At 68.4% G+C, this 24408-nt stretch carries 25 protein-coding genes and 1 tRNA gene; 19 read left to right on the top strand and 7 right to left on the bottom strand.

Going from position 1 to position 24408, the window contains the following annotated elements; all coding sequences use genetic code 11:
* The first annotated feature begins 17 nt into the window (after positions 1-17).
* Genes ACN6M5_RS12290 through ACN6M5_RS12270 form a run of 5 tightly spaced genes read left to right on the top strand, consistent with a single transcriptional unit; the run spans position 18 to position 4623 of the window.
* The gene (locus ACN6M5_RS12290) at positions 18-1400 is read left to right on the top strand and encodes a ferredoxin reductase family protein (protein WP_434950198.1); all 1383 of its coding nucleotides are present in this window, start codon (positions 18-20) and stop codon (positions 1398-1400) included.
* Positions 1397-1921 carry an FMN-binding protein gene (locus tag ACN6M5_RS12285; protein ID WP_434950196.1) on the top strand — a complete coding sequence of 175 codons (525 nt, stop codon included), beginning with the start codon at positions 1397-1399 and terminating at the stop codon, positions 1919-1921. Before ACN6M5_RS12290 ends, ACN6M5_RS12285 begins: the two co-directional genes overlap by 4 nt.
* The gene (locus tag ACN6M5_RS12280) at positions 1918-2670 is read left to right on the top strand and encodes an FAD:protein FMN transferase (RefSeq protein ID WP_434950194.1); all 753 of its coding nucleotides are present in this window, start codon (positions 1918-1920) and stop codon (positions 2668-2670) included. The genes ACN6M5_RS12285 and ACN6M5_RS12280 overlap by 4 nt, the downstream gene beginning before the upstream one ends.
* 35 nt (positions 2671-2705) lie before the next feature.
* Positions 2706-3365 (top strand): response regulator transcription factor, encoded by a 660-nt coding sequence (locus ACN6M5_RS12275; RefSeq protein ID WP_434952385.1) that lies wholly within the window; start codon positions 2706-2708, stop codon positions 3363-3365.
* 13 nt (positions 3366-3378) lie between these two features.
* Positions 3379-4623: a sensor histidine kinase gene (locus ACN6M5_RS12270; RefSeq protein ID WP_434950192.1), complete on the top strand. Its 1245-nt coding sequence runs from the start codon at positions 3379-3381 to the stop codon at positions 4621-4623.
* Here the strand turns inward: ACN6M5_RS12270 and ACN6M5_RS12265 are convergent.
* A complete protein-coding gene (locus ACN6M5_RS12265) occupies positions 4583-4954 on the bottom strand; it encodes a hypothetical protein (RefSeq protein WP_085368402.1) in 372 nt (123 codons plus the stop codon). The genes ACN6M5_RS12270 and ACN6M5_RS12265 overlap by 41 nt on opposite strands.
* Before the next feature lie 110 nt (positions 4955-5064).
* Between ACN6M5_RS12265 and ACN6M5_RS12260 the strand changes: the two genes are divergently transcribed.
* Positions 5065-6300 carry an alpha/beta hydrolase family protein gene (locus ACN6M5_RS12260; RefSeq protein ID WP_434950189.1) on the top strand — a complete coding sequence of 412 codons (1236 nt, stop codon included), beginning with the start codon at positions 5065-5067 and terminating at the stop codon, positions 6298-6300.
* Positions 6301-6312: 12 nt separating this feature from the next.
* Here ACN6M5_RS12260 and ACN6M5_RS12255 read toward each other — a convergent pair whose 3' ends face one another.
* The 3 genes from ACN6M5_RS12255 to ACN6M5_RS12245 are packed head-to-tail and all read right to left on the bottom strand — an operon-like array spanning position 6313 to position 7721.
* Positions 6313-6618, bottom strand: a complete 306-nt coding sequence (locus tag ACN6M5_RS12255; protein WP_434950187.1) for an NIPSNAP family protein — start codon at positions 6616-6618, stop codon at positions 6313-6315.
* Positions 6615-7109 carry a GNAT family N-acetyltransferase gene (locus ACN6M5_RS12250; RefSeq protein WP_434950185.1) on the bottom strand — a complete coding sequence of 165 codons (495 nt, stop codon included), beginning with the start codon at positions 7107-7109 and terminating at the stop codon, positions 6615-6617. The genes ACN6M5_RS12255 and ACN6M5_RS12250 overlap by 4 nt, the downstream gene beginning before the upstream one ends.
* 45 nt (positions 7110-7154) lie before the next feature.
* Entirely contained in the window at positions 7155-7721 is a 567-nt protein-coding gene (locus tag ACN6M5_RS12245) for a helix-turn-helix domain-containing protein (RefSeq protein ID WP_434950183.1), read from the bottom strand.
* A gap of 71 nt (positions 7722-7792) precedes the next feature.
* Between ACN6M5_RS12245 and ACN6M5_RS12240 the strand changes: the two genes are divergently transcribed.
* The 11 genes from ACN6M5_RS12240 (at position 7793) to ACN6M5_RS12190 (ending at position 21322) form a co-directional block, all read left to right on the top strand.
* Positions 7793-8743, top strand: a complete 951-nt coding sequence (locus tag ACN6M5_RS12240; RefSeq protein WP_434950181.1) for an NAD(P)/FAD-dependent oxidoreductase — start codon at positions 7793-7795, stop codon at positions 8741-8743.
* 77 nt (positions 8744-8820) lie between these two features.
* Entirely contained in the window at positions 8821-9819 is a 999-nt protein-coding gene (locus tag ACN6M5_RS12235; protein ID WP_434950179.1) for a LacI family DNA-binding transcriptional regulator, read from the top strand.
* A 40-nt stretch (positions 9820-9859) separates the two neighbouring features.
* Complete coding sequence (locus ACN6M5_RS12230; protein WP_434950177.1) at positions 9860-11527, top strand: ABC transporter substrate-binding protein; 1668 nt, start codon at positions 9860-9862, stop codon at positions 11525-11527.
* Positions 11528-11604: 77 nt separating this feature from the next.
* Positions 11605-13008, top strand: a complete 1404-nt coding sequence (locus tag ACN6M5_RS12225) for a GH32 C-terminal domain-containing protein (protein WP_434950175.1) — start codon at positions 11605-11607, stop codon at positions 13006-13008.
* Positions 13005-14111 (top strand): glycoside hydrolase family 172 protein, encoded by a 1107-nt coding sequence (locus ACN6M5_RS12220; RefSeq protein WP_434950172.1) that lies wholly within the window; start codon positions 13005-13007, stop codon positions 14109-14111. The genes ACN6M5_RS12225 and ACN6M5_RS12220 overlap by 4 nt, the downstream gene beginning before the upstream one ends.
* Positions 14108-15085 (top strand): ABC transporter permease, encoded by a 978-nt coding sequence (locus ACN6M5_RS12215; protein ID WP_434950170.1) that lies wholly within the window; start codon positions 14108-14110, stop codon positions 15083-15085. The genes ACN6M5_RS12220 and ACN6M5_RS12215 overlap by 4 nt, the downstream gene beginning before the upstream one ends.
* A gap of 4 nt (positions 15086-15089) precedes the next feature.
* Positions 15090-16034, top strand: coding sequence for an ABC transporter permease (locus ACN6M5_RS12210; protein ID WP_085368265.1), 945 nt, complete (start codon positions 15090-15092; stop codon positions 16032-16034).
* Positions 16031-17857 carry a dipeptide ABC transporter ATP-binding protein gene (locus tag ACN6M5_RS12205; RefSeq protein WP_434950167.1) on the top strand — a complete coding sequence of 609 codons (1827 nt, stop codon included), beginning with the start codon at positions 16031-16033 and terminating at the stop codon, positions 17855-17857. Before ACN6M5_RS12210 ends, ACN6M5_RS12205 begins: the two co-directional genes overlap by 4 nt.
* Positions 17854-19329: a glycoside hydrolase family 32 protein gene (locus ACN6M5_RS12200; protein ID WP_434950165.1), complete on the top strand. Its 1476-nt coding sequence runs from the start codon at positions 17854-17856 to the stop codon at positions 19327-19329. Before ACN6M5_RS12205 ends, ACN6M5_RS12200 begins: the two co-directional genes overlap by 4 nt.
* A gap of 11 nt (positions 19330-19340) precedes the next feature.
* A complete protein-coding gene (locus ACN6M5_RS12195) occupies positions 19341-20366 on the top strand; it encodes an aldo/keto reductase (protein WP_434950163.1) in 1026 nt (341 codons plus the stop codon).
* Entirely contained in the window at positions 20363-21322 is a 960-nt protein-coding gene (locus ACN6M5_RS12190) for a PfkB family carbohydrate kinase (protein ID WP_434950161.1), read from the top strand. The genes ACN6M5_RS12195 and ACN6M5_RS12190 overlap by 4 nt, the downstream gene beginning before the upstream one ends.
* 56 nt (positions 21323-21378) lie before the next feature.
* On the opposite strand, the gene ACN6M5_RS12185 is transcribed toward ACN6M5_RS12190, so the two are convergent.
* From ACN6M5_RS12185 to ACN6M5_RS12175, 3 genes are all read right to left on the bottom strand, one after another.
* Positions 21379-21449, bottom strand: a tRNA-Gly gene (locus ACN6M5_RS12185).
* A 92-nt stretch (positions 21450-21541) separates the two neighbouring features.
* Entirely contained in the window at positions 21542-21814 is a 273-nt protein-coding gene (locus ACN6M5_RS12180) for a metal-sensitive transcriptional regulator (protein ID WP_434950159.1), read from the bottom strand.
* A 32-nt stretch (positions 21815-21846) separates the two neighbouring features.
* Positions 21847-22032, bottom strand: a complete 186-nt coding sequence (locus ACN6M5_RS12175) for a DUF8730 family Cys-rich protein (RefSeq protein ID WP_434950157.1) — start codon at positions 22030-22032, stop codon at positions 21847-21849.
* Between the two features lie 106 nt (positions 22033-22138).
* On the opposite strand from ACN6M5_RS12175, the gene ACN6M5_RS12170 reads away from it, so the two are divergent.
* Both ACN6M5_RS12170 and ACN6M5_RS12165 read left to right on the top strand, forming a co-directional pair.
* Entirely contained in the window at positions 22139-23800 is a 1662-nt protein-coding gene (locus ACN6M5_RS12170; protein ID WP_434950155.1) for an FAD-dependent oxidoreductase, read from the top strand.
* A 145-nt stretch (positions 23801-23945) separates the two neighbouring features.
* On the top strand, positions 23946-24362 hold the full coding sequence (locus tag ACN6M5_RS12165; protein WP_434950153.1) for a hypothetical protein: 417 nt from the start codon (positions 23946-23948) through the stop codon (positions 24360-24362).
* Positions 24363-24408: the final 46 nt, after the last annotated feature.

The following is a 24408-nucleotide window of genomic DNA, read 5'->3' as shown; positions in this document are numbered from 1 at the left end:
AGCATGGAGATCAGACCATGACCGCGATCGCGACACCGCCCCCGGCGGCCGCTGCGGAGACGAGCCGTCCGGCCAGGCGCCACGGTTCGGTGACCGTGCGCGTCGTGCTGGCGGCGGGCCTCGTCGGCGTGCTCTGGCTGTGGTGGGTCGGCGTCCCGGCGGGCACTGCGCCCATCGCGCCCGCAACGCCCGCCAGCCTCGCCACCACCGTCGGCGAGCTGAGCGGGCTGCTCGGCGCATACCTGGTCTGCGCCCAGGTGCTCCTGATCGCGCGAGTGCCGTGGTTCGAGCGGGCGGTCGGGCTCGACCGGCTGGTCTCCTGGCACCGGTCGCTCGGCGCATCCGTCGTCCTGCTCGTGATCACGCATGTCGTGTTCATAGTGCTGGGCGCGGAGATCCTGTCGAAGACGATGCCGTGGGATGCGTTCGTCGCGATGCTGCAGGACTACCCGGACATGCTCACCGCCCTCGTCGGCACCATCGCGTTCCTCGCCGTTGGACTGAGCAGCGCCCGGCTGGTGCGCGCGAAGCTGTCGTACGAGGTCTGGTACTGGCTGCACCTGACCACCTATGTCGCGATCTTCCTCACCTTCCTGCACCAGCTGAGCGGAGGCACGCACTTCGTCGGGCAGCCGTTCGCGCGCATCCTGTGGATCGCGCTGTACCTGGGGGCCGCCGCCGCCGTGCTCACCTGGCGTTTCGTCCTGCCGACAATGGATGCGTGGCGGCACAGGATGCGCGTCGCCGCCGTGGTCCAGGAGGCCGAGGGCATGTCGAGCGTCTGGCTCACCGGCAACCGGATGCACGAACTCGGCGCGCGCGGAGGCACCTTCCTGAACTTCCGCTTCCTCGCCTGGGGCCACCTCCTCACGGCGCACCCGTACTCGGTGTCGCGCCTGCCCACGGACGGGTACCTGCGGATCACCGTCGGCGCGCTCGGCGACCACTCGACGCGCCTGTCCGGGCTGAAGAAAGGCACGCTGGTGTTCGCCGAAGGCCCGTTCGGGCACTTCACCGCGGACAGGGCGACCAGGCCGCGCATCCTGCTGATCGCCGGAGGAGTGGGCATCGGGCCGATCAGGGCGCTCGCCGAAGAACTCGTGGCCCGCGGGGCGCAGCCGGTGGTGCTCTACCGGGCGCACTCGACGGCGCACCTGGCGCTGGCCGCCGAGCTGCAGGCCATGCCGGGCGTCACGGTCGTGCCGGTGCCCGGCCGCCGCAGCGAACTCGGGTACGACCCGCTCGACGTCGAGCCGATGCAGCGGTTCATCCCTGCGCTGCGCGACTGGGAGGCGTTCATCTGCGGACCGCAGGGGATGGCCGACCGCGCAGAGCAGACCCTCCGAGAGCTCGGGATGCCCGGGCGCTTCATCCACCGAGAAGAACTGAGCATGTCATGAGCCAGAAGAAGTGGCGAGGAACCATCCTGTTCACGATCATCGTGGTGGTGATGGGCGGGACGATCGGCCTCAAGCTGTACGGGCTGGGGGAGACGCAGACCGCGACGACGGCGGCGGTGGCGGGGCGGACGAGCGCGGGAGCGAGCACGGGCACGGGCTCGTCGGGAACTACCGGCACCGGCAGCACCGGCACCTCCACCACCCCGACCCCGTCCGCGACCTCCACCCCCGCGACCGCGCCCGCCTCCGCCAGCACGGTCGTCACCGGCAGCACCGTCGACACCCGCTACGGCCTCATCCAGTTGCAGGTCACCTTCTCCGGCACGACGATCACCGCGATCACCGCCCTGCAGACCCCCGATCAGGATGGCCGCAGCGTCTCCATCAACGAGCAGGCGGTGCCGATCCTCACCCAGGAGGCGCTGGCCTCGCAGTCGGCGTCGATCGACACCGTCTCCGGCGCCACGTACACCTCCGAGGGCTACATGCGGTCCCTGCAGTCGGCGATCGACCAGCGGTGAGATACGTCGAGACGGTGATGGGCATCCCGATGTCCATCGACATCCGGGATGCGGAGGACAACGCGGCGGCGGACGCTGCCACCGCGGCCTTCGCGGTGCTGAGGGAGGCGGACGAGCGGTTCAGCGTCTACCGTCCGGACTCCGAGGTGAGCGCGGCCAACCGTGGCGAGCATCCATCGTCCGCGTTCAGCGACGAGCTGGCCGCCGTGATCGCGCTGGGCGAGGAGGCCGCGCGGGCGTCGGGCGGTGCGTTCCGCATCCGGAAGCCGGATGGGACGCTCGACCTCGACGGCGTCGTCAAGGGGTGGGCGGCGGAGCGCGCGGCCGAGGCGTTGCGCGACCACGGGATGCGCCGCTTCTGTCTGAACGCGGGCGGCGACGTGGTGGTCGGCGACGCTCCGGATGCTGCGCCGGCCTGGAACGTCGGCGTGCGCGAGCCCAGCGATCCCGACGCGATCCTGGCCGTGCTCGCTGCGGAGAACGCCGCCGTCGCCACGTCCGGTGCGTACGAGCGCGGAGCCCACATCGTCGACGGCCGCACGGGCGCGCCCGCCGCGGGACTGCTCAGCGCCACCGTCGTCGCGGACGACCTCACCACCGCCGACATCCTCGCCACCGCGGTCTTCGCCCTCGGCCGCCCCGGCGTCGACTGGGCGATCGGGCACGGCGCCACCGGCGTGCTCGCACTCACCGACAGCGGGCAGCTCCTCGTCTCCGGCACCATCGACTTCGCGCGGCCGTCGGCATGACCGGGCCCGCGACCTATACTGCGACAGTGAGCGGGATGCCCCGGGTGCTGGTAGCCGAGGACGACGCGCGCCTCGCCGGGATGCTGACCGAACTCCTCACCTCGGAGGGCTACGAGGTCGTCGTCGCCACGGACGGCCAGCGCGCCCTCCACCTCGGCCTCACCGAGGAGGTCGACGTCCTCATCCTCGACCGCGGGCTGCCCATCCTGGACGGACTGGATGTGCTCGGCCGCCTGCGCGACAACGGCGTCACCGTCCCCGTGCTCATCCTCTCCGCCCTCGGCAACGCCGCGCACCGGGTCGAGGGGCTGGACGGCGGAGCGGAGGACTACCTGGCCAAGCCGTTCGACATCGACGAACTGCTCGCGCGGCTGCGGGTGCTCAGGCGGAGGGGCGCATCCACCACCCCCGCTGTGCGGTTCCCGGGCGGGATGCTCGAGGTCGGCAACCGCACGGTCGTCACCTCCCGGGGCGACCGCGTCGTGCTCTCTGAACGCGAGTCCGCGCTGCTCGAACAGCTGGCGCGGCGGCCGACCCAAGTGTTCTCGCGCGCCGTGCTGCTGGACACCGTGTTCGCCGATGCGGACGACCCGGGAGTGGTCGACACCTACGTGCACCACCTGCGCAAGAAGTTCGGCCGCGACCTCATCGAGACGGTGCGCGGCCTCGGCTACCGGATGGGCTCGCTGTCGTGACGGGTGCAGTGTCGTGACCTCGCCCGAACGCACGGAGGCCCGCTCGGCGGCGACCAGGCTCGCGCTCCAGTTCACGGCGACCATCCTGGTGCTGTTCGTGGTGCTCGGTGCCGTTGTCCTGCTGGTCGTGTCGGCGGGGCAGACCGAGGCAGCCAAGCGCACGCTGGCCGACGCCTCCCAAGTCGACTCGGTGCACGACGCACCGCGCAACCTCCTCGTCACGGTCATCTCGCCGCAGGGCAGGGAGAGTTCGCCCGGCCTGCCGGACGGGCTGCCGGACGAAGCGGCGCTCGCGCGCGTGCAGGCGGGCCGCCCGGCAGAGACCTCCACCGTCGAGGCCGGAGGGCAGAGCTACCTCACCGTCACCGACATCCGCCGCGGGAAGGTGGTGCAGGTGTCGTACGGGCTGGGCGAACAGGCGGAGGAGCTGGGCCGGCTCCTCGGGGCGCTCGTCATCTCGGGCGTCGTCGCCGTGGTGGCCGGCGCGTTCCTCGCCGTCTTCTTCGCGCGCCGCGCCATGCGGCCGCTCGCCGACGCCCTCGCCCTGCAACGCCGGTTCGTCGCCGACGCGAGCCACGAACTGCGCACCCCGCTCACCCTGCTCAGCACGCGCGCCCAGCTGGTGCGCCGGCGGGCACGGGATGCGTCCCCCGCCGTCGACCAGGAGGTCAGGTCCGGCATCGACGAGATCGTCGACGACAGTAAAGCTCTCACCGAGATCGTCGAAGACCTGCTGATCGCGGCGGACCCCCGGCAGGCGGCGGAGGCGGAACGGGTGGACCTCGCGGCCGTCGCGGCGGCGGTGGCGCGGGCGGCGGAGGCGCGGGCCGCAGAACGCGGCGTGGTGATCGAGGTCGGCGACGCGGGGGAGCCCGCCGAGGTCTCCGGGACCCCGGTGTCGCTGAGGCGGATGGTGGTGGCGCTGGTCGACAACGCCGTCGATCACGCCGCATCCCGAGTGGTCGTCGACGTCGGGCGCGCAGGAGGGGACGTGGTGCTCACCGTCAGCGACGACGGCCCCGGATTCGCTGACGGCGCCGACCGCCGCGTGTTCGAGCGGTTCGCGTCGACGCGCGCCGCCGACCAGGCCGGCAGGCACTACGGCCTGGGTCTCGCCCTCGTCGCCGACGTCGTTGCCAGGCACGGCGGCACCGTCGCGGTGGCGAACGACGGGAAGGACGGCGGCGCAATCGTCACCGTCCGGCTCCCGGCCGACCTCAGAACGCGAACACCTGGCCGAACACGATCACCAGGATGAGGAACACGCCCACGATCCCGCCGATCACGCCCAGGGTGCGCTTCGACAGCTTGGCGATGCCGAACCCGACAAGGAACGGCAGGGCGAGGCAGCCGAGGGCGAGGATCCACCAGAACGCCTGAAAGCCGAACTGCGACGCCGATTCGAGGCGTCCGCCGAACAGCTTCTGCGTCGCGGGATGCGTGGCGAACGCGATGCACGCGGACAGCGGGTATGCGATCAGCACGGCGACGATCAGCCCGGCGAAGGCGCCCCACGCGCCCCGACCGACACCGGCACTGATGTCGAGCGTCTCTTCCTTGTGGGGTCCCTGCCTGCTCTTGGTGCTCATGCGCACAGCATAGGGGTCGGCGTCTGCGGCCGGGAAGGGACCTCCTGGCGCAGAGCGCACGGCAGGATTAGGCTCCGAAATGTCAGCCGCTTCGTCGAAGGAGGCCGGACATGGCTCTCGGCTCACCTCTGCACCACCCGCACGGCCCGTTCACCGACGGGTTTTTCCACAACCACGACTTCGACTACGACCTCCGCGTCGTGCTCGGTCACGCGTTCTCCGGGGCAGCGGACACCGGTGAGGTGCTCGCCGCGGTGGAGTCCGTCGGGGAGCGGGACCATGAGGCCTGGCTCGCCGCGTGGCTGGCGCTGGGCTCGCGGCTGCGCGCCGCCGGGGACGACCAGGCGGCTGCCGGGAACGACATCAGTGCCTCGCGGTCGTACCTCCGCGCATCCACGTATCTGGGTGCGGCGCTGAACGCGGTCGCCTCCCTGCCGTCGTCGGATGCGCTGCTGCCGACGTTCCGCGAGCACCGTGCGGCCTGGGACCGTTTCGTCGACACGACTCCCGTCTCGATCCACCGGGTGAACATCCCGTATGAGGGCACGTCGCTTCCTGGCTACTTCTTCCGGCCGTGGGGCACGGCAGGGTCGGGCCGGACGCTCATCATGAACAACGGCAGCGACGGCGCGATCAGTTCCATGTGGGCGAGCGGAGGCGCTGGAGCGTTGCAGCGCGGGTACAACGTGCTGATGTTCGACGGTCCGGGGCAGCAGTCGATGCTGTTCGAGCGCGGGATGCCGTTCCGTCACGACTGGGAGGCGGTGGTCACCCCGGTGGTCGACTACCTCCTCGGCCGCGACGACGTCGACCGAGACAAGCTGGCGATCTGCGGCATCAGCCAGGGCGGTTACTGGGTGCCCAGGGCGCTCGCGTTCGAGCACCGCATCGCGGCCGCCGTCGTCGACCCCGGCGTCGTGGATGTGTCGACCTCGTGGACCGGCCACCTCCCCAAGAGCATGCTGAAGCTCCTGGCCGACGGCGAGAGCGAGAAGTTCGACCGCGACATGGAGCTCGCGATGAAGTTCTCCCCGGATCTCGCCCGCACCTGGGAGTTCCGGGCCAGGCCGTACATGAAGGACAGCTATTTCGAGACGGTCAAGGCGGTCCTCAACTACCGCCTGGACAACGTCGCGTCCTCCATCACCACGCCGCTGCTGATCACCGAACCGGAGGACGAGCAGTTCTGGCCCGGCCAGTCCCGCCGCCTCGCCGAGCTGACGCCCGGCGTCTCCACCGTCGTCCCGTTCACCGCGGACGAGGGCGCCAACTTCCACTGCGAGCCGCTCGCCCGCTCGCTGGTCGACCAGCGCATGTTCGACTGGCTGGATGCGCGGCTCGGGTGACCCCGCGCCTCGCTACTCGAAGACCGGCGTCGTGAAGCGGCGCTCGTAACGGCGGATGCATCCGGTGTCGCGCGCGTACTGGAAGGCTGCGATGCACTCGGGGTCCGACGCTGCGGCTGTGCGGTACTTCTCGTACTCGGCCAGCGAGGGGAACGTGAACAGCGCGAACGCCTCGTCGCTGTCCCCTTCGCTCGGCATGAAGTAGCCGTGGTGCTGTCCGCCCAGCTTCTCGACCAGCCGGATCCACCGCCTGCCGTACTCGGTGAAGTCCTCGAGTTTGTCGGCGTCGATTTCGTAGCGCAGGTGAACGGTGATCATGCTCGGTCCTCTCGTCGGGCGTCGATGTCCAGGGTCATGAAGGCGCTGTTCGGGTCGTCCGTGTACGACCCGTACGGCCCGCACTCCACGAACCCCGCCTTGGCGTACAGCCGCCGCGCCGGCACGAAGAAGTCCATCGATCCGGTCTCCAGCGACACTCTCCGCACATCCCGTGCCCGCGCGTCGTCGAGCGCGTGGGCGAGCAGTGCGGCGGCGATCCCCTGCCCCCGCCGCTCCGGGTCGGTGCGCATGGATTTCAGTTCTTCGTGCCCCGGCTCGTCGAGCGTGGCGAGCGCGACCGTCCCCACCACGTCGTCGCCGTCGACCGCCGTCCACATCCGCACTCGCGGCAACTGTAGCCCGGCGAGGTCGAGCGCGTGCCTGCTCTCCGGCGGCGCGGTCGGCTCGAGGTCGTCGAGGTGCGCCTGCAGGAACGCGAGCAGGGACGGTGAGGCGAAGTCGGCGCGGATGATCGCGAGGGCGGCGGGCATGGGACGACGCTATCGCAGCGTGGCGGGGTGGATGCGCGCCGCTGCTCAGGGGCCTTGCGGCTCGGGGGCGTGGGTGTGCATCCTGACCCCGTCGTCGTTGAAGATGCTGATCACCTGCGCCGGCTTGCCGCCCGCTGCGGAGATGGCGTGCGGTGTGCGCGTGTCGAACTCGGCGGCCTCGCCGCGCGTGAGGGTGAGGTCCTGATCCCCGAGCCGCAGACGCAGTCGGCCGGCGAGCACGTAGATCCACTCGTACCCGTCGTGCACCCGCAGCTCGGGAAGCACGGCAACCGGTGGATACGTGATCTTGTACGTGTGCACGGGCGAGCTCTCCGGCGCGAGCGGAGCGATCACGAGCCCGTCGCGGCGGATCACCGGACGATGGATGCGCGGATCCCCCGCGTCGACACTGATCAGGTCGTCGACCCGGATGCCGAGCTGCCTGGTCAGCGGCAGCAGCAGCTCGAGGCTCGCCTGCCGCTTGCCGGACTCCAGCCGGGACAGCGTGCTCGCCGACATGCCGGCGCGGGACGCGAGCTCATCCAGCGTCCAGCCGCGCGAGCGCCGCACGATTCTCAGCCGCGCGCCCACCTGCGCCAGCTCGTCGCGCATCCACTGTCTCCCATCTTGCTGTTTCCGCAAACATCATTGCTATTCTCACATCTGTGGTCTGGACTGTCGAGATGAACACTGCAGACACCCCCACCGTTCGGGATGCGATCATCATCGGCGGCAGCGCGGCCGGCCTCTCCGCCGCACTCATGCTGGGCAGGGCGCGCCGCCGTGTGCTCGTCATCGACGCCGGCCTCCCGCGCAACCGTTTCGCCGATCACATGCACGGCGTCCTCGGCAACGACGGGACGCCGCCCTCGGAGTTCGTACGCACGGGCCGCGCGGAGGCCGCCGCATACGGCGTCGAACTCCTGGATGCCACGGTCGCCAGCGTGACTGACGGCGGCCCCACGGTCACGGTGACGCTCACCGACGGCCGCGAACTGCCGACGCGCGCCCTCGTGGTGGCGACGGGCATCACCGACGAGCTGCCCGCCATCCCGGGCCTGGCGGAACGCTGGGGCACGACAGTGCTGCACTGTCCGTACTGCCACGGCTGGGAGGTCCGGGATCGCCGCTTCGGCGTGCTGGCGACGTCGCCGATGGCCCTGCACCAGGCCAAGCTGGTGCGCCAGTGGAGCGACCACGTCACCTTCTTCTCCGCCGCCGCAGGCGAACTCGCCCCGGCCGACGAGGGCCGCCTGCGCGCGAGAGGCGTGACCGTCGTCACCTCCCCGGTCACGGAGGTGCTCGGCGACGGCCCCCAGGTCACCGGAGTCCGCACCGCAGACGGAACGCTGACCCCCCTCGACGCCCTCTTCACCGCCGGAGCACCCCGCCCGCACGACACCTTCCTGACCGGCCTCGCCCTGGCACGCACGGACTTCCCCGCCGACCTCGGCTCCTTCCTCACCGTCGACCAGGCGGGCAAAACCAGCCACTCCCGCATCTGGGCAGCAGGCAACGTCACCAACCCGATGGCCACCGTCCCGATGGCCGTCGGCGCCGGAGCCCTCGCGGGCGGCGCGGTGAATGGCGCGCTGGTGGAGGAGGACTTCGACGCGGCGGTCGGTGGGTGTTGACCAAACTCACTAACGCGTGTTAGTGTCCCATCACGCCCGCAGCTAACGCGGGTTAGTTTCCGGAAAGGACCACCGCGATGACGCGCCCCGTGACCATGAGCGACCTCGCTCGAGCGTTGGGTGTTTCGCGATCCGCTGTCTCGTTTGCGTTGAACAACGAGAACCAGGTGTCCGAGGAGACTCGCCGCCGCGTCGTCGAAAAGGCGGCGGAGCTCGGCTACCGACCGAACGCCGGCGCCCGCGCCCTGGCCTCGCAGACGACCGGTCTCTACGGACTGGTCACGGACATCGTCACCACCCCGTTCGCCGGTGACTTGATCGCCGGTGCCCAAGAGACCTTCTGGCGGCACGGCAAGTCCCTGATCATCGCCGGGACGAACACGCCGGATCATCCCGACCGGCGTTCCGTCGAGATGATGCTCGAGCACCGCGTGGGCGGAGTCCTCTTCGCGACGACGTGGAACCGCACGATCAAGGTCCCCAGTGTGCTGAGCGGCGTCCCCATGGCGCTGGTGCACTGCTCGGACATCGACGGGCACTATCCCTCCGTCCTCCCCGACGAGGTCGCCGGCGGATACGAAGCCGGCTCTCTGCTTGCCGACAGTGGCCGGAAGAGGATCGCCATGATCAATCTTCCCGAGGGCCTCACGGCAGCGGAGGGCCGACGCGTCGGCTTCGAACGAGCACTGAAAGACGCCGGCCTCGCCGTCGACCCCGCACTGATCGTCACCGGCGGCGCCGACGCGACCGACGGCTACCGGGCTGCTAAGCACCTACTGCAGCAGCCGCTCATCCCCGACGGGATCTTCTGTGCGAACGACCGCCTCGCGATGGGCGCCTACGACGCCATTCGCGAGGCCGGGCTGCGCATCCCCGAAGACATCGGGGTCGTCGGCTTCGACAACCAAGAACTCATCTCTAGCTTCCTTCGCCCCGCGCTGACCACCATCTCCCTCCCGTTCCGGGAGATGGGCCGGATCGGCGCCGAGCTCCTCATGCAGATGGAGCGCGGCGAGGAAGGCCCTCGCGAAACCGTCGTGGTCAACTGCCCGACCGTGATCCGAGAGTCCATCTAACACCGCAACACATCCCCCCTTCAAAGACGAAAGGCAAGCAATGAAACCCACTCGCACGCGCCGCTTCTGGCGCGCGTTAGTTCTCGGCGTGGCCCTCGCCGTAGGAGTCTCCGGCGCACTCGCCGCGTGCTCGTCCACGGCGAACAAGGGGTCCTCGCAGACCCTCCGGATCGCGGCGATCGGCAACGCGTCGTTCGTCCGCAACTTCAACCCGTTTTCGCCCACCGCGCTCGGCATGACCACACACGCCGTCTACGAGTCGATGATCGTCACCAACCTGGCCAAGGGCAACGTCGTGCCGTGGCTGGCGAAGTCGTACGACTGGAGTTCCGACGGGCTCAGTCTGACCTTCCACCTCCAGCCGGACGCGACCTGGTCGGACGGCCAGAAGCTCACCGCGGAGGATGTCGTCTACACCTTCGGGCTGGCGCGCAAGGTGCTCGGCCCGACCACGTTCGACTACGTGTCGAATGTTCAGGCCAAGGACCCCGCGACGGTCGTCTTCACTCTGAACCGGAAGTACACGCCGGGGCTCTACGAGCTCGGGCAGCAGGTGATCGTTCCCAAGCACGTCTGGGAATCGCAGAAGAACCCGTCGACCTGGCAGAACCCGGACCCGGTCGGCTCCGGCCCATTCACCCAGGTGACGAACTTCTCAGCACAGTCGTTCGACCTGCTGCGCAACCCGCACTACTGGCAGAAGGACAAGGCGAAGTACTCCGGCATCCGGCTGATCGCATACTCGGGCAACGACGCGGCGAACATCGCCGGCATCAACGGCCAGCTCGACTGGGGTCTTGGCTACATCCAGGACGTCCAGAAGACCTACGTGGACAAGGACCCCAAGTACCGTGGCTACTGGTTCCCGCCGGTCGGCTCAACCATCGCCCTCACCCTGAACACCACCGTGGCCCCGTTCGACGATGCCAACGTGCGCAAGGCGATCAGTATGGCCATCGACCGCAACGAGGTCGTCAAGACCGGTATGAGCGGTTACGCCCACCCCGCCGACTGTACCGGCCTCAGCGACGCATACAAGTCCTGGCGCGATGCAAGCATCGCCGACAACTGCACCTGGACCAAGAAGGACGTCGAGGCCGCCAACACGCTGCTCGACGACTCCGGCTACCCCAAGGGCTCGGATGGTATCCGCACCGACAAGGCCGGCAAGCCGATCAGCTTCACCATCGGCGTCGGTTCGGCCTCGACCGACTGGATCTCGGTTGCCCAGGTCATCTCCCGCAACCTGAAGCAGATCGGCGTGGACGCCAAGCTGAACGTCAAGGACTGGTCGCAGATCAACACCGCACTGTTCGGCGGAACGTTCACCGGCAATATCGCCTGGAGCCAGGCGGGCGTGACGCCGTTCGAGTACTACCGCAGCGCCATGTCCTGCCAGACGGTCAAGCCGGTCGGCGAGCAGACCTCGCAGAACTTCCAGCGCTACTGCAGCAAGGAAGCCGACGAGCTGCTCAACCAGTTCGCGGCCGCCACCTCGGAGAGCGAGCAGCACTCGATCATGAACAAGCTGCAGGCCCTCTACAACCAGCTGGCCCCGACCGTTCCGCTGTTCCCGGGCCCCGACTGGGGGATCTACAACAGCAAGAACTTCACCGGCTGGCCCAGCGAGAAGAACCCGTACGCGACGCTCTCCCCGGGTGAGTCGAGCACCGTTCTCGTGCTGACCACCGTGAAGCCGCGCGGCTGAACACCCGGGGTGCCGCGGTCGCCCCCCCGGCCGCGGCACCCTCCCCTCTTCGCCCATATCGAAACAGAGAGACAACGATGACCCGCTTCTACAAGCCCGTCGGCGCCCGACTCGGAGACACCATCCCCTTCTACTGGGACGGCGTGTACCACGTCTTCTTCCTCAAGCGCCTCGCCGACGACACCCACGACCGGGTAGAAACGGACTGGTGCCACATCTCCACCACCGACTTCGTCGACTTCGTCGACCACGGGGTCGCCATCCCGAAGGGCGGCGTCAGTGACCCCGACTTCTCCGCCGCCACGGGCAGCGTCATCCGCGTCGGCGACGAATTTCACGCCTACTACACCGGGTTCCGAAAGTGGGACGGCACGAGCGCTGGACGGCACCAGACGGTTCTTCGCGCCCGCAGCACCGACCTGATCACCTGGACCAAGGACACGGAGTTCGCGTTGGTGTCCGATGAGGGCCACTACAACGCTGACGAATGGCGCGACCCGTTCGTGTTCTTCAACACCGAACGGCAGCGCTACCAAATGCTGGTCGCCGGTCAGACCCTCACCGGGCCTGTCCTGCGCCGCGGCGCCACTGTGCTCGCAGAATCCGAGTCCACCGACGAATGGACCATCAGCCCTGAGCCGTTCTGGGCTCCGGGCATCTACTCCATGCACGAGTGCCCCGACCTGTTCCGCATGGGCGACTGGTGGTATCTCGTCTACTCCACACTCACCGACCGCACCGTCACCCGCTACCGCATGAGCCGCACACTCGACGGCCCGTGGATCAGCCCCGCAGACGACGAGCTCGATGGACTCGGGCTCTACGCGGCCAAGACGATCTCCGACGGAGCCAACCGCTACCTCGTCGGGTGGGCGACCAATAACACCGCCGGTCAAGACGGAGCCGGGTGGCTCTGGGGCGGCAACCTCGTCGTCCACGAACTCGTCCAGCAGGACGACGGACGGCTCCTCGTGAAGCAGCCAGAGATCAGCCGCGCCGTGCTCGAGAGCCGGGCGCAGTCACGGACCCCGCTGCCTGCGAAGCAGGTCGGTTCGGCGAACGGGTTCGCGACCAGCACGATCGCCTGGCTGCCTCACGCCGGGATGATCGACATCACCCTCACCGCCGAGCCCGAGACGAAGGCCTTCGGCATCGAGTTGCGCACTACACCGGAACGAGACCACGGCTACTCCGTCACTTTCGAACCGACGCTCTCCCGAGTCCTGGTCGACCGCCTCGACCGTTTCGGCGCCGACCGCCCATACGACGTCCGCCCATACACCGGCGGCTCGAAAGTGCAGCTGCGCATCGAGACGCAGGGCGAGCTCTACGTCATCTACATCAACGACGAGCAGGCGATCACGCTCCGCGGCTACGACCGCACCGGAACCGAGTTCGGTGTCTTCGCCACCGAAGGCGAAGTGGCCGTCTCCGACGCGGAGCTGACCGTCATTCAGCAGGACGAGGAGGTCCAGCGATGAACAACGACTGGGTCAATGACATCCAGGAGCGGATCAAGCGTGGCGAGCAGTCCGCGTCGATCACCGCCGAGAACCCCACCGGCGCACGTGGCGCCGGTGGGCAGACATCCTCCCCGCTTGGTCCCGGTCGTAAAGGACGTCCGTGCATCACCCTTCCCGCCGGGGAGACCACCGAGCTCGCGAACATCGACGGAGCAGGCACCATCCGCCACATCTGGATGACCGTCGCCACCCACACAGAGGCCGTCGGATTCGTCCTCCGGGACCTCGTGCTGCGGATGTACTGGGACGGATCGGAGACCCCCTCCGTCGAAGTCCCGCTCGGCGACTTCTTCTGCAACGGCAACGGCGAGCGTGCCCTGGTCACGTCCGACCTGGTCGTCGTCGCACCGACCGGCGGCATGAACGCGTACTTCACCATGCCCTTCCGCGATGGCGCCAGGATCACGATCGAGAACCAGCACCCGGTGGATGTGGGCGGCCTGTTCTACCAGATCGACTACCTCAGCAGCCCGGACCCCGAAACGGTCGCCGACCTGCGCTTCCACGCCACCTGGCGCCGCGAGAACCCCACCACGATCGGTGAGGACTTCACCATCCTCGACACCGTCCACGGCCGCGGCGCCTTCCTCGGCACCTATCTGAACATCGTCGCCCTCGAGCGGTACTGGTACGGCGAGGGTGAGGTGAAGTTCTTCATCGACGGAGACGCTGAGTACCCGACCATCTGTGGCACCGGCACCGAGGACTACTTCGGCGGCGCCTGGGCGTTCCAGGACCGGCTCTCCTCCGAGACGGAGCCCGAGGTCCTGACATTCTCGGCTCCGTACTGCGGCTACCCCACCTATTCGACCAACGACACCTCGCAGCAGGCGGTCTACTCCACCGCGATGGCGCCCGTGCACGGGATGTACCGGTGGCACGTGCAGGACCCGATCCTGTTCAGCGAGAACCTCCGTGTGACCGTCCAGCAGATCGGCCAGGTCGGCCCGGACATCGTCGAGCGCTCCGATGACGTCGCGGCCGTCGCCTATTGGTATCAGACGCCGCTCGCCACCGACCGCACCCCCATCGCCTCGAGAGAACTGAGGAGGCCGCGATGATCTTCGTGCTCCGCCGATTGGGCTACTACCTGATCGCTTTCTGGGCGTCTCTGACGCTGAACTTCCTGTTGCCCCGACTGATGCCGGGCGACCCGGTCGGCCGGATGCTCTCCTCCATGAATGGCACCCTCGACGACTCCCAGGTCGCCGGCTACCGGCACCTGTTCGGCCTCGACAACACACCGGTCTGGCAGCAGTACTTCCGCTACATCGGCGACGTCTTCACCGGCAACATGGGCATCTCGATCTCCAAGTTTCCCACCCCGGTGAGCACTGTCATCGGATCGCAGATCGGCTGGACCATCCTCCTGGGCGGCACAGCGCTGATCATCGCGGTGGTCCTCGGCAACCTGCTCGGCGTGTTCGCCGCGTGGCGACGCGGTGGCGCCCTCGACTCGCTGCTGCCGCCGATCCTGGTCTTCGTCGGCTCGTTCCCGTACTTCTTCGTCGCCATGGCGGCGCTCTACATCTTCGGCGCGGCCCTCGGCTGGTTCCCGATCGGGCAGGCGTTCACCCTCGGCACCACCCCCAGCTTCTCGTGGGACTTCATCGGAGACGTCCTCTACCACCTCGTGCTGCCGGCGGCGACCATCGTCATCGTCACCATCGGCGGGTGGATGCTCGGCATGCGCAACACCATGATCGCGACCGCCGCCGAGGACTACATCACCATGGCCCGTGCCAAGGGCCTCAAGGAAGGCCGGATCATGTTCCGGTACGCGGCCCGCAACGCGATGCTCCCCTCGGTCACCTCCTTCGGCATGTCGATCGGCTTCGTCGTCGGCGGCGCCCTTCTCACCGAGGTCGTCTTCGCCTACCCCGGCATCGGCTACCAGTTGCTCACCGCCGTCCAGGCGCTGGACTACCCGCTCATGCAAGGCATCTTCCTCAGCATCACGGCCGCCGTCCTCGTGGCCAACTTCCTAGTCGACATCGTGTACGTCCGGCTCGACCCGCGCGTGCGAGTGAGGTGAGATCATGACCATCCCTGACCAGCTCCAACCCCTCATCGACGAGGAGATTTCGGAGTCCGAGACCAGCCGGGACGCCCCGGCGGCCCAGCGTCGTCGCGGCAGCCTGGTGCACCGGCTCCTGCGGGACAAAAAGGCGATCTTCGGCGCCGTCGTCATCCTGATCTTCGTCCTCCTCGCCCTGCTCGCACCGGTGCTCTTCCCCGGCGATCCGACCAACCCTGTCGCGAGCGGGTCCAACCCGCCGTCACCCCAGTACCTGCTCGGGACCACGGCCAAAGGCGAAGACGTCCTGGCACTGACCTTGTGGGGATCTCGCAGCTCCCTGGCGATCGGATTCGCAGTCGGACTCGTGGCGACCCTGGTCGGCCTGATCGTCGGTCTCGCTTCTGCCTACTTCGGCAAGGCCGTCGACGACGTCCTCTCGGTGGTCACCAACATCTTCCTGCTGATCCCCGGCCTGCCTCTCCTGATCATCCTCGCCGCGTTCCTCCCACCCGGCCCCGGGACGATCGTCCTGGTCCTGGTCGTCACCGGCTGGGCAGGCTCCGCCCGCGTCATCCGGTCCCAGGCCTTGTCCCTCCGCGGTAAGGACTTCATCGACGCCGCCATCGTCACCGGCGAACGACCCGGCTACGTCATGTTCCGAGAGATCCTCCCCAACATGGCCTCCGTTGTGATGAGCACCTTCCTCGCCTGCGTCATCTTCGGCATCGGCGCCCAGGCTGGCCTCGAGTTCCTCGGGCTCGGCGACCTCGCCTCCGTCAGCTGGGGCACCGACCTCTACTGGGCGAACAACGAAGGCGCTCTCATCACCGGCGCCTGGTGGACCTTCGTCCCGGCCGGTACATGCATCGCCCTCGTGGCGTTCGCGCTGGCGATGATGAACTACGCCGTCGACCAGATCACCAACCCCCGCCTCGCGCGACACAAGAAGGCGAAGAAGGCATGACCACCCAACACGACGGCGTCATCCTCGACGTCCAGAACCTCTCCATCGCCTACGACACCGACGACGGCCAATTCCTCGCTGTCGACGACGTCTCGTTCACCATCGGACGCGGTGAGACCTTCGGCCTCGCAGGCGAGTCCGGCAGCGGCAAGTCCACCATCGCCAATGCCATCCTCGGGCTGCTCGCCGGAGGCAGGGTCACCTCCGGCCGCATCCTGTTCGAGGGCACCGACGTGTCCACGCTGACCGGTGAGAACCTGCGCAACTTCCGCTGGAAGAGTGTGTCGATGGTGTTCCAGAGCGCCATGAATGCTCTCAACCCGGTCATGACCATCGGCGACCAGATCGTCGACGTGTTCACCACCCACACCGACCTCTCCCGCAGCCAGGCCAAAGCCAAAGCCCGCGAGCTGCTGACGCTGGTCGGGATCGACCAGAGCCGGATCAACGCATTCCCGCACCAGCTCTCCGGCGGCATGAGACAGCGCGCCGTCATCGCCACCGCGCTGGCGCTCAACCCAGCGCTGCTGATCATGGACGAGCCAACGACCGCGCTCGATGTCGTGGTCCAGCAGGAGATCATCCAGGAGATCCAGGATCTCCAGGAGAAGCTCGGATTCGCCATCCTGTTCATCACGCATGACCTTTCCCTCATGGTCGAAGTAACCAAGAACCTGGGCGTGATGCGCACAGGCCGACTGTTGGAGATCGGCCCATCGCGGACGGTGTACCGCGACCCGCAGCACCCGTACACGCAGCAACTCATCGCCGCCTTCCCTCCCGTCAGCCGCGGCACCGCCGAGCGCAATCCGGCGCGGCGGCCAGAGAGCGGAGACGATCGCGATGTCGTGATCTCCGTGCGTGGGCTCTCCAAGAGCTTCCACCAGGGCGGCCTGTTCTCGCGCAGCGAGAACGTCGCCGTGAACGACGTCAACTTCGACCTCCACACGGGAGAGATCCTCGCCCTCGTCGGCGAATCGGGCAGCGGCAAGAGCACAGTCGCCCGAATGCTGGCACGGCTGGAATCCCCGAGCGCCGGCTCGATCCTGCTCGACGGGACCGACATCCTGCAGTCCGAGCCCAAACGCGCGTCCCGCCGCTACCGTGGCGCCGTCCAGATGGTGTTCCAGGACCCTTTCGGCTCCCTCAATCCCTCCCATCGCATCCGCCACTTCCTCGAGAGGGCCGTCCTGATCCACTCCGGACGGAAGCCGCGCAAGGACATGGACGCCTTACTGGCCGACCTGATGACGTCCGTCGAACTGGATCCCGCGTTCCTCGACCGCTACCCGCACGAACTCTCCGGCGGCCAGCGACAGCGCGTCTCGCTCGCCCGTGCCCTGGCCGCGGAACCGCAGGTGATCCTCGCCGACGAGCCCACCTCGATGCTCGATGTCTCCGTGCGGATGGGGGTGCTGCAGCTGATGAAGAAGCTCCGCGACGAGCGCGGCATCTCCATCCTCTACATCACCCACGACCTCGCATCGGCCCGCTTCATCGCCGACACCACGATCGTCATGCTGCGCGGATCCTTCGTCGAAGGAGGCGCGAGCGGCGTCGTGATGGACAACCCCATCCACCCGTACACCCAGCTTCTGGTCTCCGCGGCCCCTGACCCCGAACGCACCACCCGGTACGAGAAGGACGAGCGCGCGCAGACGCGCGCGACCATCGCTGAGCTCATCGCCAACCGCACGCCCACGGCGTGGGTGAAGGCCGTGAAGACCAGCCCCGACCTCGACCGCACCCGAATCAGCGCCGACCACTGGGTTGCCACCAGCGACCTTCCGGCCACCCAGACCACATCAGGAGCAACCACGTGACCGACAGCGCCCTCGTGCCCCGCCGCCTCGCATACGATAACGACCCCGCCCGACCGCGCTTCCACTTCGGCGCGCCGACCGGCTGGCTGAACGACCCGAATGGGCTCTCCCAGTGGGACGGCACCTACCACCTCTTCTATCAGTTCAATCCCGATGCGCCTCGCCACGCGAACATCCTGTGGGGGCACGCCACCAGCACAGACTTGGTGAACTGGCAGGACCGGCCGATCGCGCTGACCCCCGACGCCGACGGCCCCGACCGTGACGGATGCTGGTCCGGCGTCCTGGTCGACGACGACGGCGTGCCAACCATCGTCTACTCCGGTCACGCCGACGACGTCCAGCTGCCCTGCCTCGCCATCGGCGACAGCACCCTCGACACGTGGACGAAGGACCCGGCCAATCCGGTGCTCTCCGGCCCCCCTATCGGGACCGACGTCACCGCCTTCCGGGATCACTGCGTGTGGCGGGAGGGAGACACGTGGTTCCAGTTGATCGGCAGCGGATTCCGCGGCATCGGTGGTGCGGCGCTGCTCTACGAATCGCCGGATCTGCGCAGCTGGACCTATCGCGGCCCGATCCTGGTCGGCAGCGCCTCCGACGCCGAGCCGCTGTGGACCGGCACCATGTGGGAGTGCGTCGACCTGTTCGAGCTCGACGGCACCCACATCCTCGTCGTGTCCGTCTGGGACGAAGGCGACACCCACTATCCCATCTACTTCACCGGCAGCTACGCCGACGGCGTGTTCACTCCGCAGGAGGTGCGCCCCCTCGACCTCGGGCTGCGCCACTTCTATGCACCTCAGAGCTTCCGCGACGAGAGCGGCCGCCGCATCATCATGGGCTGGATGCAGGAGGGCCGCGACGACCGGCAGACCGGCGAGGCCGGATGGTCCGGAGTCCTCAGCGTCGCCCGCGTGCTCAGCGTGACCCCCTCCGGGAGGCTGCACCACGCTCCGGTCCCCGAGCTCACCGGGATCCGAGCTGCGCACACGAGCGTCGCCGCACAGTCTCTGACCGCCGGTCAGGACATGGTGCTGGATGCCGCCGGAGCCGCCGACCTGGAGCTGGAACTCGCCGTCGAGCCCGGGACCATCGTGCAGGTCGACCTGCTCCGTAGCCCCGATGGCGCCGAGGTCACCAGCCTCACCATCGACGTCGACCGCCGGACGATCGCCCTGGACCGCAGCCGGAGTTCACTCACCCCGACGGACAGCACGCCTCTCGGCGGAGAGATCGAGATCGAAGACGGCGCGCTTCACCTGCGCATCCTGATCGACCGGTCCGCCCTGGAGATCTTCGCCAACGGCACCCCCCTCGCCGCTCGGGTGTACCCCACTCGCCACGATGCCACCGGGATCCGGCTCGCCGGCGTCCGGGGTGACACGCTCGTCCGGCGGTTCGACTTCTGGGAGATGGCGCCAGCCGCCTCCCACAGCGCCGCCTCCCTCTCCCTCACCACCGAACGCTGAAACGAGAAGCCATGCGCTATCGCACACTCGGCACCTCCGGAACCGTTGTCTCCGAACTCGCACTCGGCACGATGACTTTCGGTGCCGAAACCGACGAAAACGAGTCTTGCGCCATCCTGGATCGCTACGTCGATGGGGGTGGCACGTTCGTCGACACCGCCGATGTGTACGCCGGCGGCCGTAGCGAGGAGATCATCGGCCGCTGGATGAAGGCGGACCCGGGACGGGCAGACCGGATCGTCCTCACCTCCAAGGCACGATTCCCCACCAGCGATGACCCGAACGACGTCGGAGTGTCGCGACGACACCTCGCGCGCGCACTCGATGCCTCGCTCCGACGCCTTGGCGTCGATCACATCGACCTCTACCAGCTCCACGCCTGGGAACAGGTCACCCCCGTCGAGGAGAGCCTGCGCTTTCTCGACGACGCCATCCGTGCCGGGAAGATCGGGTACTACGGGTTCTCCAACTACACCGGCTGGCAGATCGCCACAGCCGCGGGAGTGGCGGCCCGCCACGGCTGGGCACCACCTGTCACCCTCCAACCTCAGTACAACCTCCTCTCGCGCGGCATCGAGCTGGAGATCGTGGACGCGGCCTCGGAAACCGGCCTCGGAATCCTCCCCTGGTCGCCGCTTGCCGGAGGCTGGCTCACCGGCAAGTACCAGCGCGGCGTCCTCCCCACGACCGGCAACCGGTACGCCAAGCCGCAGGACCAGGCGGCCCGCGAGGAACGTGACCGCGACGACCGGGTGTGGGAGATCCTCGACGTCCTCGCGCGCGTCGCTGACTCACATTCAGCCACCCAGGGGCAGATCGCACTCTGCTGGCTTCTCAGCAGGCCCATCGTTACCTCCGTCATCCTCGGTGCCCGCACTCTCGACCAGCTGACGCAGAACCTCCCGGCATCCGAAATCGAGCTCAGCGACACCGAACGGGAAGAACTCGACCGCGTCAGCGCGCCGCGGTTCGACGAGTACCCGTACAGTGGCTGGGCTCGGCAGGACCGGCACCGGCCGCTCGAGGGAGGGCGGTGACCGCCGCGTCCGCGTCCGCCGCTGCGGACGTCCTCGTCATCGGCGAAAGCGTCATGGACATCATCCTGACCCGGGACGAGGAGCTTCATCGTCCCGGCGGCAGCCCGATGAATGTCGCCGTCGGTCTCGCCAAGCTCGGAAACCGTGTCGAACTCCTCACCAACCTCGGAGCTGACCCCGCCGGTCACGCCATCACGCGGCACCTCGAACTGGCCGGTGTCCGTGTTCTGGACGCTTCGTACACCGCCGATCCCACCTCCCACGCCCGCGCCACCCTCGCAACCGACGGCTCCGCCACCTACGACTTCGACATCGTCTGGCGGCTGCCGGAGACCAGCCTGCGACCGCAGCGCGTCATCCACACCGGCTCGATCGGCGCCATCCTGGAGCCCGGTGCACACCGCGTCCATCGGATCATCGAGAGCCAGCCCCAGGCTCTCATCAGCTTCGACCCGAACATCCGCCCCGGCATCATGGGAACCCCCGACAAGGTCCGCCGGATGGTCGAGGCGACGAGCGCCGTCGCCCACGTCGTCAAGATGAGCGAAGAGGACGCCGAGTGGCTCTACCCCGGCGCTGGCGCTGACGTCGTCTGCCGCGCACTCATCGCCGCCGGCGCACGGCTCGCGATCGTCACCTTGGGCGCGGACGGCAGCATCGTTCACACCCCCGACTTCGCGCTGCGGCTCCCTGCATTCTCCGCGGTCGTGGCCGACACCGTCGGCGCGGGCGACTCCTTCACCTCCGCGTTGCTGGCTGGGATCATCCGCCGCGACCTCGTCGACACGCTTCGCGAGGCAAGACTCGGCCGAGGAGAGGCGACCGATCTGGCGACGGAGGCAATGGCAGCCGCAGCCATCACGGTGAGCCGGACGGGCGCGAATCCGCCTACCATTGGGGAATTGGAGGCTTATCTCACCGAAGCTGGGCGCCACACGGCAGACACCGAACACTGAGCACCAGCTCCGCGCTCGGCAACGAAGGCCCACAGTGCTCAAGAAGTGAAAGACAGAGCGAGTGACGGGAATCGAACCCGCGCTATCAGCTTGGGAAGCTGAAGTTCTACCATTGAACTACACTCGCGTTGCCCGGAATCCCAGTAAAACACTGGGAAGTCAGGCTGCCGCCCAGACTACCCGGTCAGCGGTCTTTGGCCAAACCCACCCCGACCTGCGTCAGGCCAGCGTCAGAAACAGCTTCTCCAGCTCTTCGACCGTGATCGGGTCCGTGGTGTCGTCCGGGTCGTTCAGGCATTTCTGCATGGCGGTGGAGATGATCTGGAAGCCGGCCTTGTCGAGGGCGCTGGAGACCGCGGCGAGCTGGATGACGACGTCGCGGCATTTGCCGCCGTTCTCGACGGCGGCGATCACCGCGTTGAGCTGGCCCTGGGCGCGGCGCAGCCGGTTGAGGACGGGCTTGATGTCGGCGGGGGTGGGGTTATCGGCCACGGTTCCTTCTTTCTGCAGTAGGGAGGGGGCGCTCAGCTTTTGCCGAACAGGCGCGCGAAGAAGCCACCGGTGGGTGCCGCCGCCGCCTTCTCCGCGTCGGTGTGGGTGCCGTTGCACCACTCGTTCGCCGGGACGCGCTTGCGGACCTCGGCGACGTGCTGGCCGCAGCCGTTCCAGGTGGTCTTGCCGCAGGTGGTGCAGGTGACGGGGTAACACACGGGGTGGATCCTCTTTCTCGGGTTTGAGGGGCGATTTCGTATACCCCCCTCCGTATCGTACGATACCGGGGAGGGTATACCAAACCGCCCGAGGAGGCAGACAGGAATGAGAACGGTCATCGTCGGCGGCGTCGCCGGAGGCATGTCGGCAGCGACCCGGCTGCGTCGGCTCGATGAGAAGCGCGAGATCGTGGTCTTCGAGCGCGGCCCGTACGTCTCGTACGCGAACTGCGGCCTCCCGTACTACGTCGGCGGCGTGATCAGTGACCGGTCGGCGCTGCTGCTGCAGACGCCGCAGTCGCTCGCATCCCGGTTCCGGCTGGATGTGCGGACCGGCCACGAAGTCCTGGCCATCGACGCCGCAGCCCGCACGGTGACGATCCTCGATCACGCGTCGGGGGAGACCTCGACCGAGGCGTACGACGAGCTGGTTTTGGCCGTCGGAGCGACCGCGCGCGAGGCGGCGGGGCATCCCGGAATCCCCACCCACACGCTGCGCACCGTGGAGGACGTGGACGCGATCGGCGCGCTGCTGGAAACAGCGGCGGACGGCGCAGGCGACCCGTCCGCGCTGGTCGTCGGCGGCGGGTTCATCGGTCTGGAGGCCGTCGAGAACCTGGTGCGGCGCGGAATCCACGTCACGCTCATCCAGCGCGGCCCGCACATCCTGACTCCGCTGGACGCCGAGATGGTGGTGCACCTGGAAGCCGAGTTGCGCAGCCACGGCGTCGACGTGCGCACTCAGGTCACCATCGATACGGTGCAGGATAGCGTCGTCGTGCTCGACGACGGCAGCGTGCTGCGGCCAGACTTCATCGTCGACGCGTCCGGAGTGGTGCCGAGCGTGGACCTGGCGCGCACGGCCGGGCTGACGCTCGGCCCGACCGGCGGGATTGCCGTGGACGAGAGCAACCGTACAAGCGACCGGCACATCTACGCGGTGGGCGACGGCGTCGAGAAGGTCGACGCGCTGTCGGGCGGGGAGGCGCTGGTCACGATGGCCGGCCTCGCCAACCGGCACGGCCGCTCGGTCGCCGACGTGATCGCCGGACGTGCGGAGCGGAACACCCCTGCGCTCGGCACCGCCATCGTGAAGGTGTTCGACACGGTCGCCGCGAAGGTCGGCTGGAGCGAGCGGCAGCTGGTGTCCGCCGGGCGCGCGCATCGGGTCATTCACACGCATCCCGCGTCGCACGCAACCTACTATCCCGGCGCGCAGTCGATGTCGATGAAGCTGCTGGTCGATCCGGAGAGCGACGCGATCCTCGGCGCCCAGATCGTCGGCGGCGATGGCGTCGACAAGCGCATCGACGTTCTGGCGGTGGCGATGGCGGGCGGCATCACCGCCTCCGGACTCGCCCGGCTCGAACTCGCGTACGCACCGCAATTCGGCTCCGCCAAAGACCCGGTGAACCAGCTCGGCTACGTCGCTGACAACCTGCGCACTGGCGCCACGGCCGCGATCCAGTGGCACGAACTCGAGGATGCCGTGGCGGCGGGAGCAACGCTCATCGACGTCCGCACGGCCAGTGAGCACGCGGCCGGCGCGATCCCGGATGCGCTCAACATCCCGGTCGACGAGCTGCGGTCACGGCTCGCGGAACTTCCGGATGGGCCGCTCGTCGTGCACTGCCAGGTGGGCCAGCGCGGTCACACCGCCGCCCGCATCCTCGCCCAGCACGGGTTCGACGTCGTCAACCTCGACGGCGGCTACCGCACCTGGGCCGCGGGAGCGGCGACGCGCGTGCGGCAGCCCGCCGCGGTGTGACCTCGGCGCATCCTCCGACGACACGGGATGCGCGCCACATGACCGCACCGCCGCCGAACGGATCGAGCAGGTTTCGAGAAGCGGCCGCATCCGGCCCCGTCGTAGATTGGCGGCAGTTCACCGGAACCCTGGCAGAGGAGACACCATGGCAACCACCACGTTCAGCAAGGAAGAGAAGGCCGCGATCAAGGCCGCCGTCGCAGAGAAGAAGGCCGCGCAGGAGGGTGCAGACGCCGCAGCGGCGTGCGATGCCGCCATCGCCGCCATGACCGGCACGGACAAGGAGCTCGCCGAGGCGTTCCACGCGCTCGTCGCCGAGAACACGTCGCTCGCCGCCAAGACCTGGTACGGGATGCCCGCGTACGCGGACGCCGACGGCAAGACGGTCGTCGCGTTCAAGCCGGGCTCGAAGTTCAAGATCCGCTACGCGACGATCGAGTTCCAGCAGGCGGCGAAGCTGGACGACGGCAACCTGTGGCCGGTCGGCTTCGCCGTCACCAGCATGGACGACGCGGACAAGGAGCGCATCGCCGCCATCCTGAGGACCGCGGTCGGGCGCTGACGCTAGCGCCCAGCCGCCGTCACACAGCCGCCGTCACCCGCCCGCC

This window comes from Leifsonia araucanica (assembly GCF_051161895.1).
Taxonomy (GTDB): Bacteria; Actinomycetota; Actinomycetes; order Actinomycetales; family Microbacteriaceae; genus Leifsonia.
Note: the sequence above shows the minus strand (reverse complement) of the source record. Positions and strands in the feature narration are given on the sequence as shown.

Coding starts and splice junctions, on each gene's coding strand:
- ACN6M5_RS12290 (WP_434950198.1), top strand. CDS start 18: ATGACCGCGATCGCGACACCGCCCCCGGCGGCCGCTGCGGAGACGAGC.
- ACN6M5_RS12285 (WP_434950196.1), top strand. CDS start 1,397: ATGAGCCAGAAGAAGTGGCGAGGAACCATCCTGTTCACGATCATCGTG.
- ACN6M5_RS12275 (WP_434952385.1), top strand. CDS start 2,706: ATGCCCCGGGTGCTGGTAGCCGAGGACGACGCGCGCCTCGCCGGGATG.
- ACN6M5_RS12265 (WP_085368402.1), bottom strand. CDS start 4,954: ATGAGCACCAAGAGCAGGCAGGGACCCCACAAGGAAGAGACGCTCGAC.
- ACN6M5_RS12260 (WP_434950189.1), top strand. CDS start 5,065: ATGGCTCTCGGCTCACCTCTGCACCACCCGCACGGCCCGTTCACCGAC.
- ACN6M5_RS12255 (WP_434950187.1), bottom strand. CDS start 6,618: ATGATCACCGTTCACCTGCGCTACGAAATCGACGCCGACAAACTCGAG.
- ACN6M5_RS12250 (WP_434950185.1), bottom strand. CDS start 7,109: ATGCCCGCCGCCCTCGCGATCATCCGCGCCGACTTCGCCTCACCGTCC.
- ACN6M5_RS12245 (WP_434950183.1), bottom strand. CDS start 7,721: ATGCGCGACGAGCTGGCGCAGGTGGGCGCGCGGCTGAGAATCGTGCGG.
- ACN6M5_RS12240 (WP_434950181.1), top strand. CDS start 7,793: ATGAACACTGCAGACACCCCCACCGTTCGGGATGCGATCATCATCGGC.
- ACN6M5_RS12235 (WP_434950179.1), top strand. CDS start 8,821: ATGACGCGCCCCGTGACCATGAGCGACCTCGCTCGAGCGTTGGGTGTT.
- ACN6M5_RS12230 (WP_434950177.1), top strand. CDS start 9,860: ATGAAACCCACTCGCACGCGCCGCTTCTGGCGCGCGTTAGTTCTCGGC.
- ACN6M5_RS12225 (WP_434950175.1), top strand. CDS start 11,605: ATGACCCGCTTCTACAAGCCCGTCGGCGCCCGACTCGGAGACACCATC.
- ACN6M5_RS12220 (WP_434950172.1), top strand. CDS start 13,005: ATGAACAACGACTGGGTCAATGACATCCAGGAGCGGATCAAGCGTGGC.
- ACN6M5_RS12215 (WP_434950170.1), top strand. CDS start 14,108: ATGATCTTCGTGCTCCGCCGATTGGGCTACTACCTGATCGCTTTCTGG.
- ACN6M5_RS12210 (WP_085368265.1), top strand. CDS start 15,090: ATGACCATCCCTGACCAGCTCCAACCCCTCATCGACGAGGAGATTTCG.
- ACN6M5_RS12205 (WP_434950167.1), top strand. CDS start 16,031: ATGACCACCCAACACGACGGCGTCATCCTCGACGTCCAGAACCTCTCC.
- ACN6M5_RS12195 (WP_434950163.1), top strand. CDS start 19,341: ATGCGCTATCGCACACTCGGCACCTCCGGAACCGTTGTCTCCGAACTC.
- ACN6M5_RS12170 (WP_434950155.1), top strand. CDS start 22,139: ATGAGAACGGTCATCGTCGGCGGCGTCGCCGGAGGCATGTCGGCAGCG.
- ACN6M5_RS12165 (WP_434950153.1), top strand. CDS start 23,946: ATGGCAACCACCACGTTCAGCAAGGAAGAGAAGGCCGCGATCAAGGCC.